We start from the raw sequence: 14,883 nt of genomic DNA, 5'->3' as shown, positions 1-14,883 counted from the left end.
AGGCCGGGCAGGGGCGGCGCAACCACAAAACGCCACCGTAACGCCAGAACGCAAATATCCGTCTCTAGATTCCCGTAAATTTCTTTCCAGCTAGCTATGCAAGCCCCTCACATTGGCCAGCCCCACCGCCGCGTCGACGGCCGCCTCAAGGTAACCGGCCAGGCCCGCTACGCTGCCGAGCACGCCGTGGCGGGCTGCGTGCATGGCGTGCTGGTTACCAGCACTATCGCGGCCGGCCGCATCACGTACCTCGACACCGGCGCGGCCGCCCAGGCGCCCGGCGTGCTGGCCATTGTGTCGCACCTCAACGCGCCTAGGGTGCCCGGCTACGACCACCCCCAGCCCGACAGCCGGGTGGAGGGCCAGCAGCTGCGCGTGTTTTTTGACGACAAAATTTACTATAATAATCAGCCCGTGGCCCTGGCCATTGCCAGCACCCTCGAGCAGGCTCAGCACGCCGCCGCGCTGGTGCGCGTGGCCTACGAGCCGGCCGCGCACCAGACGGACATTACCAAGAATATCGGCAACAGCTACACGCCCAAGAAGAGTGAGGACTATACCCGCGGCCAGCCCCAGGCCTATAAAACGGCCCTGGTGCAAGTAGCCCACGAGTACCAGACTCCTCTGCAAGTGCATAACCCCATGGAGATGCACGCCGCCATTGCCGAGTGGCATGGTAATAAGCTGATGGTCTGGAATAAAACCCAGGCACCTACCCTGGCCCAGAAAGACCTGATGCAGCTCTGGACCTTGCCCAAGGAGGCGGTGCAGGTGCATTCGCCGTTCGTGGGCGGGGCGTTTGGGGGCGCCTCGCGCATCTGGCCGCCCGAGATGGCGGCCATCCTGGGGGCCAAGGTGGTGGGCCGGCCGGTGAAGGTGCTGAACGAGCGCGAACACGAGTTTAACATGGTAGGCTACCGGCCACGCTCGGTGCAGCGCGTGGCCCTAGGGGCCCAGCCCGATGGCACGCTGGTGGGCGTGTCGCACGAGGTATTCGGGGCCACCTCGCGCTACGAGCAGTTCACAGAGCGCACGCTGCACCCCACCAAATCGGGCTACCGCTGCCCCAACGCCGAGCTGACTTACCACCTTGTGCCCCTCGACCTGAGCACGCCCTGTTGGACGCGCGGCCCCGGTGAAACCACCGGCTCGTTTGCCATCGAGTCGGCGATGGATGAGCTGGCCTACGCGCTGAAGATGGACCCGCTGGCCCTGCGCCTCCACAACTTTGCCGAGGTAGACCCCGAAGATGGCCGGCCCTGGAGCAGCAACCACCTGCGCGAATGCTATGCCTTAGGGGCCGAAAAGTTTGGCTGGGGCCAGCGCAATCTCGCGCCCGGCGCCACCCGCCGGGGCGACTGGCTGGTGGGCCAGGGCATGGCCATGGGCATCTACCACGCCTCGCGGGCCAAGGCCAGTGCCCGCGCCCGCTTGCTGCCCGATGGCACCTTGTTAGTTCAGAGTGCAACAGCCGACGTGGGCCCCGGCACCGCCACCATTATGACCCAGATTGCGGCCGATGCCAGCGGCGTGCCCGCCGAAAACATCCGCTTCGAGCTGGGCGATGCGGCCTTGCCGCCCGCGCCCGGCCAGTTTGGCTCGCATACGGTGGCCTCAGTGGGGGCGGCCGTGCACGACGCTTGTGCGGCGCTCCGGCAGCAGGTGCTCAACCTGGCGTTCAGCACGCCGGGTTCGCCGTTTGCCCAGGCCCAGCTGGCTGAGCTGGTGGCCGAGGCCGGCGCGGTGCGCCTAGGTAGCCACTCGGCCACCAGCCTGAGCTACGGCGAGGTGCTGCGCCGGGCCGGCCAGCCCGCCCTCGAAGTGCTGCACGAGTCGCCGGAAATACCGAAAAAAGGCGAGAAGTCGGGGCAGTCGTTTGCCGCCCACTTTGTAGAGGTGCACGTGCACGCCCACACCCGCGAGGTGAGGGTGGCCCGCGTGGTATCGGCCATCGACGCGGGCCGCATCATGAACCCCCAAACCGCCCGCAGCCAGGTGTACGGCGCCATTACCTGGGGCCTGGGGCTGGCCCTGATGGAAGACGCCGTGCTCGACCACCGCTTCGGCCGTATCACCAACGCCGACCTCGCCAATTACCACGTGCCGGTAAACGCCGACATTCCGCCCGCTATCGATGTAATCTTCATCGACAAACCCGATACCTACCTCGACCCGATGGGCGCAAAAGGCCTGGGCGAAATCGGCATCGTCGGCTTCAGCGCGGCCATTGCGAATGCGGTATTTCACGCCACCGGCCAGCGCGTGCGCTACCTGCCAATTACGCCGGACAAGCTGCTGTAAATGCCCTTTATCGCCAATTACTCCTTTGGTATGGTATCAACTATTATTTTTCCATAAGTGAGTTTTGGTAGTGTATCTAGTACTCCACCTCCCCTATAACTACCGTTCAAGCAATCGTAGAAAACAAGGATATTTATCTTCTTTTTCTCTATAGTAAATACCGCGTTATTCTTTGTTTTCATTAACGTGTCGCCTACTTCTAAGATGTTGTATACGTAATTATATATTCCATCTATATCTGTATAGAATATATTCCTACCCGTGATAGGATTTAAGCCTTTGACTACAAAACTATTTCCTATAGGTCCCTTATCCGCAACTACGATGTTAACCTCTTTGGAATAGAACCTTTTCTTATATACTTGACAGGTGATACTTTCCTGACAAGAGACCATTAGAATGATGAGCGCTGATAGTGAAAAGCGAATTTTAGAATACATCATTTCTAAAGAAATTAACTTCTTTTCTACCCCAGCTTCTCTTTAAATAACTTTAGCGTGCGCTCCCAGGCCAGTTTGGCGGCTTCGGGGTTATAGCGGGCAGGCGAGGTGTCGTTGTTGAAGGCGTGGTTAACGCCTTCGTAGACAAACAGCTCGTAGGGCGTGTGGGCGGCTTTTAGCGCGGCTTCGTAGGCTGGGATGCCAGCGTTGATGCGCTGGTCGAGGCCGCCGTAGTGCAGCATCACGTTGGCTTTTATCTGGGGCACGTCTTCGGCCTTGGGCTGCTGGCCGTAGTAGGCTACGGCAGCGTTGAGGGTGGGGTCGTGCACCGCGAGCTGGTTGGCGAGGCCGCCGCCCCAGCAGAAGCCCACGCAACCGGTGCGACCGTTGCACTCGGGCCGGGCGCGCAGGTAGGCGAGGGCGGCCAGGTAGTTGTTGAGGTTCTTGGCCGGGTCGAGCTGCCCGATGAGCTCGCGGCCCTTGTCCTCGTCGGCCGGCGTGCCGCCCACCACCGACAGCGCATCGACCCCTAGGGCGAGGTAGCCGGCCTGCGCCACCCGCCGCGTCACGTCCTTAATGTGTGGCGTGAGGCCCCGGTTTTCGTGGATGACGACCACCGCGCCACGCTTTTTCTTGCCCTTGGCGTGCACTAGGTAGCCGCTCACGGGGGCGCCGTCGCCGGGCCAGGTCACGGTTTCTTCCAGTAGGTTTTCGGCCAGGGGCTGCACGGTGGTGGCGTGGGCGTAGCCGGGCTCGAGTACGCTCAGGGCCGTGGTGGCCAGCGCCACGTTGCCGGCCAGCACCAGCAGCCGGTCCAGAAATTCCTTGCGCGAGAGTGGGCGGTGGGTGTACTCGTCGAAGAGGTTGATAATGCGCTGGTCCATGGGGCAGGAATAAGGCTGGGTTAACGCCGCAAGGTATCGCCCACCTGCTTATTTGGCGCCCGGTATGGCCCGCAGCGTTTGAAAATAAGCCGCCGACAACCGCAGCCGGCTGCCGTACCAGCTGAATAGCTCACCATCGACCAGTTGCACTTGCGCCGCCGGGCAAATCTCCTGGAGTTCAGCCACGTGCTTTTCCTTAAACGGATACGGCTCGGACGATAGAAAAATGCGTGCCGGCGCGGCCTGGGCTAGCCGCTCGGGCGTTACCTCGGGGTAGCGCTCTAGGTGGGCAAATACGTTAGCAAAGCCCGCCCGCCGCAGCATGTCGTCGATAAAGGTGCCGCTGGCGGCCACCATGAAGGGCTTGCGCCAGATGAAATAAGCGGCCGGTATGAGTGGTGCTGGGGTACCTAGGGCGGTAAAGGAATTGCCTATTTCGGCGGTTAGTGGGTTGGCCCGGTGCGGCGTACCCGTGAGTTGGCCTATTCGGCGTATCATGTCCAGCGCCTCACCTAGGTCAGTAATATTGCTCATCCAGACCGGATAAGATTTTGATAATTCTGTAATGCCTTCCGCGTAATTTTCCTCTTTATTACCAATTACTAAATCTGGCTGGGTCGCCTTAATTTTTACAAAATCAAAATTCTTGGTTCCGCCTATTACTTGGGCCTTGTGGCGGGCGTATTCTGGGTAAATACAGAATTTAGTCACCCCTACTATTTGCTTACGCAAGCCTAGGTCGAATAATAATTCGGTTTGGGAAGGCACCAGCGAAACGATGCGTAGCGGTGGGTAAAATAACCGTACTTGCCGGCCCATTTGGTCGGTAATTTCTATTTGTTGTTGGTGCGAATTATAAGCCATCTTAGAAATTACTGGTAATTAAAAAAAGCGGCTGCATGTAGTATGCAGCCGCTTTTCAAAACAGAATTAACTATTACGAGAAATACCGGAAGTCCTGCCCATCCTCGATGCGCACGATGGTTTCGTAAATCAGCTTGATTACGTTTTGCACGTCGTCCTGGTGCACGGTTTCGACGGTGGTGTGCATATACTTGAGGGGTAGAGAGATGAGCGCCGCGGCCACGCCCGAGCCCGAGTAGGCAAAGGCGTCGGTGTCGGTGCCGGTGGCGCGGGTGGCGGCGGCGCGCTGAAACGGGATATCCGCTTCCTTGGCCGTGTTGATGATAAGGTCGCGCAGGTTGTTCTGCACGGCCGGACCGTAGGTAATGACCGGGCCTTTGCCGCAGCTGATATCGCCGGCCGTTTTCTTCTCGTACATCGGCGACTGGCTGTCGTGGGTCACGTCGGTGATGATGGCCACGTCGGGGTTGATGCGGTGGGCAATCATTTCGGCGCCGCGCAGGCCGATTTCTTCCTGCACGGCATTCACGATGTAGAGGCCGAAGGGCAGCGTCTTTTTATTCTCCTTCAGCATCCGGGCCACTTCGGCCACCATGAAGCCGCCCACGCGGTTGTCGAGGGCGCGGCCCACGTAGTACTTGTCGTTGAGGACGGTAAACTCGTCCTCAAACGTCACGACCGAGCCCACGTGCACGCCCATTTCGGCCACTTCCTCGGCCGAGGAGGCGCCGCAGTCCAGAAAGATGGTTTCGATGGTGGGCGCCTTGTCCAACTCCAATTTGCGGACGTGGATGGCGGGCCAGCCAAAGATGCCTTTCACAATGCCCTTCTCCCCGAAGATGTTGACCCGCTTGCTGGGGGCCACCAAGGCATCGGAGCCGCCGTTGCGGCGCAGGTACAGGTAGCCCTCTTTGGTGATGTAGTTCACGAAATACGAGATTTCGTCGGCGTGCGCCTCAATCACGACTTTGTACTTCGCCTCGGGGTTGATCACCCCAACTACGGTGCCGTAGGTATCGACAAAGTAGCTGTCGATGTAGGGCTTGATGTACTCCAGCCACAGCTTTTGGCCTTCTTTTTCGAAGCCGGTGGGCGAGGGGTTATTTAAGTAGTTTTCAAGGAAGGTGAAAGATTCAGGGCGCATTTTAGTAGAGGTGTCATGCTGAGCTGGCGAAGCATCTTATCACGTTCGCCGCGCTCGGGTGCAACAGTAGTGCTGGCGAAAGCAGCCGTGATAAGATGCTCCCTTCGTCAGCATGACAGGATTATTTACAACGGAATATTGCCGTGCTTTTTGCGCGGCAGCGTATCTACTTTGTTCTCGAGCATTTTGAAGGCCCGAATCAATTTCTGGCGCGTTTGTGAGGGTAGAATGACCTCATCGACAAAGCCGCGGTGGGCGGCGCGGTAGGGCGTGGCAAACTTCTGCTGGTAGTCGTCAACCTTTTCCTGGAGCTTGGCTTCGGGGTCGGCGGCCTGGGCGATTTCGCGCTTGAAGATGATTTCGGCCGCGCCCTTGGCACCCATTACCGCAATTTCGGCAGTGGGCCAGGCGTAGTTGAGGTCGGCGCCGATGTGCTTGCTGTTCATCACATCATACGCGCCGCCGTAGGCCTTGCGGGTGATGACGGTGATGCGCGGCACGGTGGCTTCGCAGAAGGCGTAGAGCAGCTTGGCGCCGTTGGTGATGATGCCGCGCCACTCCTGGTCGGTGCCGGGCAGGAAGCCGGGCACGTCTTCGAGCACCAGCAGCGGAATATTAAACGAGTCGCAGAAGCGCACAAAGCGGGCGGCTTTGGTGCTGGCATTGATGTCGAGCACGCCCGCCAGCACGGCCGGCTGATTGCCCACGATGCCGATGCTGCGGCCCGCCAGCCGCGCAAACCCCACCACGATGTTCTCCGCAAAGTTCTGGTGCACTTCCATAAACGAGCCCGCATCAATCAGCCCCTCAATGACTTCGCGCATGTCGTAGGGCTGGTTGGCGTTGTCGGGGATGAGCGTGTCGAGTACCGGGCGGCTTTCGTCTTGCCCTAGGGTATAGGGCACGGCGGGGGCGGTTTCCTCGCAGTTTTGGGGCATGTAGCTCAGTAGCTGCTTGAGCTGCTGAATGCAGACGACCTCGTTGGCGGCGGTGAAGTGCGTGACGCCGCTCTTGGTGCTGTGGGTGCTGGCGCCGCCGAGCTCCTCGCTGGTCACGTTTTCGTGGGTTACGGTTTTCACCACGTTGGGGCCGGTCACGAACATATAGCTCGTGTTTTCGACCATCAAAATGAAGTCCGTAATGGCCGGCGAGTACACTGCGCCGCCCGCGCACGGCCCCATCACGGCCGAAAGCTGCGGTACCACGCCGCTGGCCAGCGTATTCTTATAAAAGATGTCGGCGTAGCCCCCTAGGCTCACCACCCCTTCCTGAATACGGGCGCCGCCCGAGTCGTTGAGGCCGATAACGGGCGCGCCGTTCTTCATGGCCAGGTCCATGATTTTGACGATTTTCTCGGCGTGCGTCTCGCTCAGCGAGCCGCCGAACACCGTGAAATCCTGCGAGAACACGTAGACTAGGCGGCCGTGCACCGTGCCGTAGCCCGTCACCACGCCGTCGCCTAGGTAATATTCTTTGTCTAGGCCAAAGTCCTTGGAGCGGTGCATTACAAACTTGCCGATTTCCTCAAACGAACCTTCGTCGAGTAGCAAATCGAGGCGCTCGCGGGCGGTGAGCTTGCCCTTTTTGTGCTGGGCGTCGATGCGGGCCTGGCCGCCGCCGAGCAGGGCTTCCTGGTTTTTGGCGGCGAGTTGGTCGGTTTTAGATAGGGTGGGCGTGGCAGCGTGGGAATCGGCCATTGGGGCAGGGCAAGGGGGAAAGAATAACGTTTTGTTAAAGCCCAAATATAGGCCGAGGGTTTGGCGTAGCGCCGATGTTGCGCAGACTTTGCAGTCCGCGTCCGCAAGCGGGCAGCCCGCCGACCGCGCCCTACAAAGTCCGCGTAACCGCGCTGCATCCCCCCAACCTAAGCGGCGGGCGGCGCATCCAGCGTGCGCCACAAGTACTTGCAAGCCAGCGTGCGGTAGGGGCGCCAAGGCTCGGCTAGCAGCAGCATTTTTTTCTGCAGCGCCCGGCCGGTTTCCTCCAGATTATAGAGCTTGCGCATGGCATTCTGAATCCCTAGGTCGCCCTCGCTAAACACGTCGGGCTGGTCGAGGGCGAACATTTGGAGCATCTGGGCCGTCCAGCGGCCCACGCCTTTGATAGCGGTGAGGTGGGCCGTGAAGGCTTCTTCATCGAGCTGGCTGAGGTGCTCGTAGTCGAGCAGGCCGCGCTCCTGGTAGTCGGCAATGGCCTGGAGGTAGCCGGCTTTTTGGCGCGAAAGGCCGGCTTCGCGCAGCTCATCTTCGCTCATGCGCAGCACCTCGCGGGGCTCGGGGTAGCCGTCGGGTCGAAATAGGCTGGTGAAGCGCCGCCAGATGGCGGCGGCCGCCTTGGTCGAAATCTGCTGGCTCACGATGGCGCGCAGCAGGGCCAGGTACAGGTCTTCGTGGGCGGCGGGGCGCACCGGGGCGGCGGTTTGGGCGATGGCCTGGGCCAAAATGGGGTCGGCCTGCGCCAGGTGGGCGAGGCCGGCGGCGTGCCAGTGCGGCTCGGGAAGGGGAAGATTATCCAAAGGAAGCGAACGAAAGCGGCCGGGCCGACGGGCACCCGGCTAGAGTAATTCCTCGAAGAAGTAAATGTCTTCGGGGTGGGTCGGAACAGCAACAATTTCCAGTACCTCGCCGGTTTCGCTAAAGCGCAGGGCGGTGAGGCAATTGCCAAAAACCGCGCCCGTATCGAGGTAGTAAGCATTGGCAGCGGGGTCGAAGCGGGGCCGCCCGTTGCCGGTGGGCGTGTGGCCTACCACCTGCCGCCGGCCGGTATTGCGCAGCGCGCCGCGCCGCCACAGCACGCCGTCGGGGCAGTTAGGGTCGAGCGGGTTGGGCACGTCGGCAAAGCCCGCGTGGGAGAACGCGATATGCTCATCTTCCCAGGCCAGTGGCCGGGCCGCCAGCCAGGCAGCGTGCAGCGGCAGCCAGGCGCGGTGCCGCTGGTACTGCTGCAAGGTGCCCTTGCCGCCCCAGGCCAGCCAGGCTTTGTAAGGCCCGTCGGGCCCTAGGTGCTCGGCCATGCCCCAGTCGTGGTTGCCCTTGAGAAACACTGTCTTATCAGGAAAATCCTGGCTGAGCTGGCGGCAGAGCTCCACGGTTTCGGGCGAGTAGTTGCCGCGGTCCACTAGGTCGCCGAGCTGCACCAGTATTTCTTCGGCGGGGCGCCAGTGGGTCAGCAGCTCGCGCAGGGTGTGCAGGCAGCCGTGCACGTCGGCAATAACAAAGAAATTCATACGCTACCAGCCAACTGCCCGGCTGCCCGGGCGGCAAATCTAAAGTCCTACTCTTCTTTCGGCGTTCCCGCTACCCCCAGCCAGCGTACCAGCGGCCCAATCGTCAGCCCCTGCCCGATGATGGAGAACACCACAATGACGTAGGTAATACCCACCAGCAGCTCGCGGGGCGCCTCGGCCGGCAAGCTTAGGGCCATGGCCACCGACAGGCCACCGCGCAGCCCGCCCCAGGTCAGCACCGGCACGCTGCGGTGCGAGGGCGTGAACAAGCCGCTGCCCCGTAGCAAGCCTAGGGGCAGCGCCACGGCCAGCAGCCGCGCCACCAGCACCACCGCTATGGCCGCCACGCCCGCCCCGATAATGCGCCCCGTGATGGGCAGCACCAGCGCCTCCAGCCCCACCAGCACGAAGAGCAGGGCGTTGAGAATCTCGTCAATGAGCTCCCAAAACTTGTCTACGTAGTCCTGCGACTGCTCCGAGATGGTGCCGCCGCTGCGGCTGAAGTGGCCGACCAGCAGCCCGGCTACCACCATGGCCAGCGGCCCCGAGGTGTGCAGCTGCGCAGCCAGCGCCGTGCCGCCCGCCACCAGGGCCAGCGTCAGCAGCACCTCGACCTGGTAGTTATCGACCGAGCGCAGCAGCCACGCCGCGCCCACGCCCAGCGCGGCCCCCAGGGCCACGCCGCCCACGGCTTCCTGGGCAAATACGGCCAGCGCGTGGCCCACCGTGACCTGCTGCGGGCCGAGCTGGGCCACTTCCAGCAGCACTACGAAGAGCACCACGCCCACGCCGTCGTTGAAGAGCGACTCGCCCACTATTTTGGTTTCCAGGTCTTTGTCGATGTTGGCCTTGGTGAGGATGCTGAGCACCGCCACCGGGTCGGTGGGCGAGATGAGCGCCCCAAACAGCAGGCAGTAGACCAGCGGCGTGGGCAGCCCCAGCCAGGGCAATAGTATATACATGGCCCCGCCCACTAGGGCTACGCTCAGTGGCGTGCCGATGAGCGCCAGCGTGCCCACTGACCAGCGCAGCTTACCTAGGCGCCGGGTATCGACGTGGATGGAGCCGGCGAAGAGCAAAAACCCTAGCATCACCTGCATCACCAGGGCGCTGAAGTCGACGGTGCCCACCACGCGGGCCAGGTCGAGCACCGGCGCCACGCCCAGCCGGGCCAGGCCCACCAGCGCCAGCGAGGTCAGCAGCCCCAGCACCATCAGGCCGATGGCGGGCGGCATCTTCAGGAAGCGGTGATTGAGGTAGGCGAAGGCGGCGGCCAACACCAGCAGCAGCGCCAGGGCGTTGTATAAGGGCATTCGATGGGCGTTAAAGGCAGGGGCGGCCGGGCTGACCCAGCTGCCCCGAAGCGAGAAGGAATAAACGGCTATACGCCTAGGTGGCCAGGTCGGCCACGGCGGCCACCACGCGGGCCACCATGGCGTCGTCCACGTCGAGGTGCGTCACAAAGCGCACCCAGCTGCCCCCAAAGCCGCTGGCCCGGATGCCCAGCGCCTCCAGCCGCGCCAGGAAGTCGGCCACGGTCAGCCGGCTTTCATCGAGCCTGAAAAGCAAGAGGTTGGTTTCGGGCTCCAAAATTTCGGCCACGTAGGGGAGGGGGCGTAGGGCCTCGGCCAATTGGGCGGCGCGGCGGTGGTCGTCGGCCAGGCGGACTACGTTGTTGTCGAGGGCAAAAAGCCCGGCGGCGGCCAGGTAGCCCGCTTGCCGCCAGCCGCCGCCGAACAGTTTGCGCAGCCGTTTGCAGCCATTGATAAACTCGCGCGAGCCCAGCAGCACCGAGCCCACCGGCGCGCCCAGGCCCTTGCTCAGGCACACCGAAATGGAGTCGAACAGCCGGCCGTAGTCTTCGCTGCGCTGCCCGGTGGCCACGAGCGCGTTAAAAATGCGCGCCCCGTCGAGGTGCAGCGCCAGGCCGTGCTGCCGGGTGAGGGCGGCGATTTCCTCCAAATCCGGCCAGGCGTAGCAGCTGCCGCCGCCGCGGTTATGAGTGTTTTCGAGGCACACGAGCCGGGTGGTGGGGTAGTGCACGTTGCCCACGGGCCGGATGGCGCCGGCTATCTGGCTAGCCGTGAGGCGGCCGCGCTCGCCGGGCAGCAGGGCCACCGAGGCGCGGGCGTGGTGCATGATGCCGCCCACTTCCCAGAGGTAGACGTGGGCCGTGGCCTCGCACACCACTTCTGAGACCGGGGCGCAGTGGGCCATGATGGCCAGCTGGTTAGTCATGGTGCCCGAGGGGCAAAACAGGCCAGCTTCCATCCCGAAGCGGGCGGCGAGCTCGGTTTCGAGGCGGCGCACGGTGGGGTCTTCGTCGTACACGTCGTCGCCGACTTCGGCGGCGTGCATGGCGGCCAGCATGGCGGGGGTGGGGCGCGTCACGGTGTCGGAGCGCAGGTCAATGGTATTCATTTGAGCTAGTGAATTTTGGCAATTAGGCGTTGGCTATTAGCTGGTTAGGCTGACCATTGCTAAATAAAGCGAAGAGCCAGCTGCTAAAAGCTAACAGCTTATTAACGCGGGGTTTGGAATTGTAAAAGTAACCCCGTATTTTTGCACCTCATTTGCCAGAACTACCCCCGAAATCTCATTTCCCCGGAAATCATGTCCGTTACCCGTCTGAAGCGCAAGCACCGCAAAAACATTGCCCGTGCCAACAATGAAACGCGCAAAATCAAAAACTTGCTGCGTACACCCGTGCTGAAAAACGTGGACCTGGACGAGCTGAAATCGCGTTTCGTTGAGTCGACCCCCGCTACGGAGGCCGCCGAAAAAAAAAAGCCTGAATCTAGCGTAAAGCAAGACGGGCTGTTTGATAAAGTAGCGCACGCTGCTTCGGCCGCCGCTGACAAGGTAAAGCAGGTAGCCAGCGACGCCGCGGATGCCGTAACGCACAACAGCGTGGTAGAAAAGGCCACCGCCGCCGTGCAGGAAGCTGCGCACAACCTGGTGGAAGGCGCAAAGCACGTGCTCGAAGAAACCAAGAGCCCCGAAGCAAACCAGGCTACGGAGGCCAACCAAACCGGCTCGGAAGGCTACGACGCTGCCGAAGCCGAAACCAAGCCCGTAAGCGAAGACGGCCAGAGCGGCGAGCACCCCAAGCCCGAGATTAACCTCTAGGCCCCACGCACTGCCGGGCAACCGTTTGCTAGGTCAACAAAAAAGCCACTTCCCATCGGAAGTGGCTTTTTTGTTGACCTAGCAAACGCCGGAATCGGGACGTAGCATTGCCTGCGAGCGGCTGGGTTCTGCTAGCGGTTTTTTTCGCTCAAGTGCTGAGGCTATGCTTCCTGCGCACTACCGACCTAGGGTTGGCGGCGCGTTAGGTTGCTGGGGTTGCGGTGGGCAAGCTGTCCGCCACCCGCCGCTCGCGGGCGGCGGCGGCGAAACGATGGCTAGTAAGGTTCCGTTTGTAGGGGCTTAACCCGATTTATGGAACCCGAACCGCGCAAGTCACCCCTTCGTTTTTATGAGATTGACTTGCTGCGCTTCCTGGCGGCGCTGAGCGTGGTGCTGTACCACTACACCTACCGGGGCTACATGGCCGACCAGTACAGCCCGGTGCCGTTTGCAAGCATCGGCCGCTTCACTAAGTATGGGTATTTAGGCGTTGAGCTGTTTTTTCTCATCAGCGGCTACGTGGTGCTGCTCAGCGCCCAGGGCAAAACCGTGCGGCAGTTTTTCCTCTCCCGCGTGACGCGCCTGTACCCGGCTTTTTGGGTGGCCTGCACGCTCACGTTTTTGGTAGAGCGCGTGTGGGGGCCCGGGGCGCCGGTAGCCCCCGGGCTGCACCCCACCCTAGGCCAGTACCTGGTCAATATGACGATGCTGCAAGGCTTGCTGGCGGTGCCCGACCTCGACACGGCGTATTGGACGCTGACGATTGAAATCGGCTTCTACTTCGTGGTGTCGCTGCTGCTGGCCTACCGGCTGTTGCGCCACCTCGATTGGGTGCTGCTGGTGTGGCTGCTGTACGTGGGCCTGGCCGGAACCGCGCCCGTGACTAGCCCGATTGCATATTTGCTCTTTCCCCGGTACGCCCCCTATTTCATTGCGGGCATGTTGTTCTACCTGCTTCAGCAGCCACAGGGCCGCACTTGGCTGCGCTACAGGCTGTTGGCCCTGGCCTATTTGCTAGCCTTGCGTAGTAGCGTGACGCGCGCCAGTGACGTATCGGCGTACTTCCACGACCCGACGGCCTGGCAGGTGGGCGTGGGCGCCGTGACGGCCTTTTTCCTGGTGTTTTACCTGGTGGCTTTCCGCAAAATCAACCTCGGCGGCTTTCCCTGGCTGGCCCGGCTCGGGGCCCTCACGTACCCGCTCTACCTCATTCACGGCAACATTGCCTTCGTAGCGTTTCACCGCCTCAGTCCGTTCGTCAACAAGTACCTGCTGCTGGGCGGGGCCCTGGCGGGGGCGCTGGCGGCAGCCTACGCCATCCACACGCTGATTGAAAAACGCTTTAGTAAGCCGCTGGGGGCCCAGCTCAACGGGTGGCTAACGCGCCTCGACCAGAAAGCGTAAGGCGGAAACGCTGCGGGTGCGTAGCCCAAAAGCCGGAGCGGACAGCTACCCGCTCGCTAGCCTAGGCAGCGGCGCTAAGCAACCCAAAGCGCCCGTTTTGGGCTGGCGAGCGGGTGTTGGTTGCCCTCCGGCTGTTGCAATTTCTGCGCCACCTGCCAGTCTGCCAAATATTTAAGATAAAATAGCTTCTTAAATCGACGCTTCTGTTAGTCCTTTTTAGTGCCTCCTGGCTAATTTTTGCCAGCGGCGGCTGATTTTTTAGTGGCCCCACCCGGCGGCGTGGGTAGTCATTTTTGCCTTTTGGCTGTTATAGCAACTAGCACGCCCGCAGTAGGAGATGTACCAAGCAATGGAGAGAGAGATAACCGAATTTGCCGCCTTGGTGCAGCAGCACGGGGTGCACGCCGCCCTGGCCTACCTAAATCGCCGAACCCCGCATCGTTACACGGGCCTGTTCCGCTTTGAGGGAGAGGTGCTGCGCAGCGAGGTGTTGGTGGACGGCAACCAGCCGCTGGTGCGCCAGGGCGACGACGTGCCGATGGCGGCCACGTTTTGCGCGCTGGTGGGCCGCCAGCAGGCCCCGCTCGAAATTCTGGACGCGGCGACCGACCCCCAGTTTCGGGGCCTCGTGGACACGCCGGTGATGTCGTATTGCGGCGTGCTCATCCGCGATGCGCAAGGCCAGCCCTACGGCACCTTATGCCACTATGATATGCAGCGCTGCCAGGAGCGCACCACCGACCAGCCCCTGCTGGCCGCGGCCGCCGAGCTACTTTACCAGCAGCGGCACCCCTAGGCTGCATCGCTTGGTACAAGTCACGCCTACTGCAAACCTTTCTGTTTAACTCATTAGACTAAGCTTTTAACCAAGCCCGGTATGGCGCAGGCTTTGTAGCCCGCGCTGTATCGGGTTTAAAACAGCACCTAGGGGCTGCGCTGCAAGCTACCGCTTGGTAGGCGGGAGCAGGGCGCGCGGCCCGAGCTCAATGGCTTGCATATCGACTACCTGACCCTGGTGGATGCCGAAGCGCAGCAGCGTGCGCACCTTATGAAACCCATGCCGCCCCGCCGCGCCGGGGTTGAGGTGCAGCAGGTTGAGGCGGGCATCGGGCGCCACGCGCAGAATGTGCGAATGCCCCGTTACGAACAGCCCTGGGCGCGCCTGGGCCAGCAGCTGGCGGGCGGCCGGTACGTAGCGCCCTGGGTAGCCGCCGATGTGGGTCATGAGCACCCGCAGGCCCTCCACCGTAAAGTCCTGCACCAGGGGCTCAGTGCTGCGAATCTCGGGGCCGTCGATGTTGCCGTACACGCCCCGAAACACGGGTGCCAGGCCAGCCAGGGCCATAACCACTTCGGCCGAGCCAAAATCGCCGGCGTGCCATATCTCCTCCGCGCCCTGTAAATGATGAAGAATTCGCTCGTCGAGGTAGCCGTGGGTGTCCGAAAGTAAGCCAATTCGCGTCATAGGCCGCAAAGATGCAGCCAGGCTGC

At 61.8% G+C, this 14,883-nt stretch carries 13 protein-coding genes; 4 read left to right on the top strand and 9 right to left on the bottom strand.

Annotation, left to right across the window (positions count from 1 at the left end):
• The first annotated feature begins 96 nt into the window (after window positions 1–96).
• Window positions 97–2,301, top strand: coding sequence for a xanthine dehydrogenase family protein molybdopterin-binding subunit (locus tag ACFSDX_RS11175; RefSeq protein WP_382313484.1), 2,205 nt, complete (start codon window positions 97–99; stop codon window positions 2,299–2,301).
• 466 nt (window positions 2,302–2,767) lie between these two features.
• On the opposite strand, the gene ACFSDX_RS11170 is transcribed toward ACFSDX_RS11175, so the two are convergent.
• The 8 genes from ACFSDX_RS11170 to ACFSDX_RS11135 form a co-directional block, all read right to left on the bottom strand.
• Complete coding sequence (locus ACFSDX_RS11170; protein WP_382313483.1) at window positions 2,768–3,625, bottom strand: dienelactone hydrolase family protein; 858 nt, start codon at window positions 3,623–3,625, stop codon at window positions 2,768–2,770.
• 48 nt (window positions 3,626–3,673) lie between these two features.
• Window positions 3,674–4,444: an ABC transporter substrate-binding protein gene (locus ACFSDX_RS11165; RefSeq protein WP_382313798.1), complete on the bottom strand. Its 771-nt coding sequence runs from the start codon at window positions 4,442–4,444 to the stop codon at window positions 3,674–3,676.
• Between the two features lie 118 nt (window positions 4,445–4,562).
• Window positions 4,563–5,633: a M42 family metallopeptidase gene (locus ACFSDX_RS11160; RefSeq protein WP_382313482.1), complete on the bottom strand. Its 1,071-nt coding sequence runs from the start codon at window positions 5,631–5,633 to the stop codon at window positions 4,563–4,565.
• 125 nt (window positions 5,634–5,758) lie between these two features.
• Window positions 5,759–7,330, bottom strand: coding sequence for an acyl-CoA carboxylase subunit beta (locus ACFSDX_RS11155; RefSeq protein ID WP_382313481.1), 1,572 nt, complete (start codon window positions 7,328–7,330; stop codon window positions 5,759–5,761).
• A gap of 167 nt (window positions 7,331–7,497) precedes the next feature.
• A complete protein-coding gene (locus ACFSDX_RS11150; RefSeq protein ID WP_382313480.1) occupies window positions 7,498–8,148 on the bottom strand; it encodes a DNA-3-methyladenine glycosylase family protein in 651 nt (216 codons plus the stop codon).
• 39 nt (window positions 8,149–8,187) lie between these two features.
• On the bottom strand, window positions 8,188–8,859 hold the full coding sequence (locus ACFSDX_RS11145; protein WP_382313478.1) for a metallophosphoesterase: 672 nt from the start codon (window positions 8,857–8,859) through the stop codon (window positions 8,188–8,190).
• A gap of 47 nt (window positions 8,860–8,906) precedes the next feature.
• On the bottom strand, window positions 8,907–10,172 hold the full coding sequence (locus tag ACFSDX_RS11140) for a cation:proton antiporter (RefSeq protein WP_382313477.1): 1,266 nt from the start codon (window positions 10,170–10,172) through the stop codon (window positions 8,907–8,909).
• 76 nt (window positions 10,173–10,248) lie between these two features.
• The gene (locus tag ACFSDX_RS11135; protein ID WP_382313476.1) at window positions 10,249–11,280 is read right to left on the bottom strand and encodes a threonine aldolase family protein; all 1,032 of its coding nucleotides are present in this window, start codon (window positions 11,278–11,280) and stop codon (window positions 10,249–10,251) included.
• A 192-nt stretch (window positions 11,281–11,472) separates the two neighbouring features.
• Between ACFSDX_RS11135 and ACFSDX_RS11130 the strand changes: the two genes are divergently transcribed.
• The 3 genes from ACFSDX_RS11130 (at window position 11,473) to ACFSDX_RS11120 (ending at window position 14,188) form a co-directional block, all read left to right on the top strand.
• Window positions 11,473–11,988, top strand: a complete 516-nt coding sequence (locus tag ACFSDX_RS11130) for a hypothetical protein (protein WP_382313475.1) — start codon at window positions 11,473–11,475, stop codon at window positions 11,986–11,988.
• A 312-nt stretch (window positions 11,989–12,300) separates the two neighbouring features.
• Entirely contained in the window at window positions 12,301–13,392 is a 1,092-nt protein-coding gene (locus ACFSDX_RS11125) for an acyltransferase family protein (RefSeq protein WP_382313474.1), read from the top strand.
• A gap of 349 nt (window positions 13,393–13,741) precedes the next feature.
• Window positions 13,742–14,188, top strand: coding sequence for a hypothetical protein (locus ACFSDX_RS11120; protein ID WP_382313473.1), 447 nt, complete (start codon window positions 13,742–13,744; stop codon window positions 14,186–14,188).
• Window positions 14,189–14,335: 147 nt separating this feature from the next.
• Here ACFSDX_RS11120 and ACFSDX_RS11115 read toward each other — a convergent pair whose 3' ends face one another.
• Entirely contained in the window at window positions 14,336–14,857 is a 522-nt protein-coding gene (locus tag ACFSDX_RS11115; RefSeq protein ID WP_382313471.1) for a metallophosphoesterase family protein, read from the bottom strand.
• Between the last annotated feature and the right edge of the window lie 26 nt (window positions 14,858–14,883).

The organism is Hymenobacter bucti (assembly GCF_042681145.1).
Taxonomy (GTDB): domain Bacteria; phylum Bacteroidota; class Bacteroidia; order Cytophagales; family Hymenobacteraceae; genus Hymenobacter; species Hymenobacter bucti.
This window is presented reverse-complemented; position numbering and strand designations above follow the sequence as displayed.

Bases quoted from the DNA above. Each gene is read 5' to 3' on its own strand.
- ACFSDX_RS11175 (WP_382313484.1), top strand. From the start codon at position 97: ATGCAAGCCCCTCACATTGGCCAGCCCCACCGCCGCGTCGACGGCCGC.
- ACFSDX_RS11170 (WP_382313483.1), bottom strand. From the start codon at position 3,625: ATGGACCAGCGCATTATCAACCTCTTCGACGAGTACACCCACCGCCCA.
- ACFSDX_RS11165 (WP_382313798.1), bottom strand. From the start codon at position 4,444: ATGGGCCGGCAAGTACGGTTATTTTACCCACCGCTACGCATCGTTTCG.
- ACFSDX_RS11160 (WP_382313482.1), bottom strand. From the start codon at position 5,633: ATGCGCCCTGAATCTTTCACCTTCCTTGAAAACTACTTAAATAACCCC.
- ACFSDX_RS11155 (WP_382313481.1), bottom strand. From the start codon at position 7,330: ATGGCCGATTCCCACGCTGCCACGCCCACCCTATCTAAAACCGACCAA.
- ACFSDX_RS11145 (WP_382313478.1), bottom strand. From the start codon at position 8,859: ATGAATTTCTTTGTTATTGCCGACGTGCACGGCTGCCTGCACACCCTG.
- ACFSDX_RS11140 (WP_382313477.1), bottom strand. From the start codon at position 10,172: ATGCCCTTATACAACGCCCTGGCGCTGCTGCTGGTGTTGGCCGCCGCC.
- ACFSDX_RS11135 (WP_382313476.1), bottom strand. From the start codon at position 11,280: ATGAATACCATTGACCTGCGCTCCGACACCGTGACGCGCCCCACCCCC.
- ACFSDX_RS11130 (WP_382313475.1), top strand. From the start codon at position 11,473: ATGTCCGTTACCCGTCTGAAGCGCAAGCACCGCAAAAACATTGCCCGT.
- ACFSDX_RS11125 (WP_382313474.1), top strand. From the start codon at position 12,301: ATGGAACCCGAACCGCGCAAGTCACCCCTTCGTTTTTATGAGATTGAC.
- ACFSDX_RS11120 (WP_382313473.1), top strand. From the start codon at position 13,742: ATGGAGAGAGAGATAACCGAATTTGCCGCCTTGGTGCAGCAGCACGGG.
- ACFSDX_RS11115 (WP_382313471.1), bottom strand. From the start codon at position 14,857: ATGACGCGAATTGGCTTACTTTCGGACACCCACGGCTACCTCGACGAG.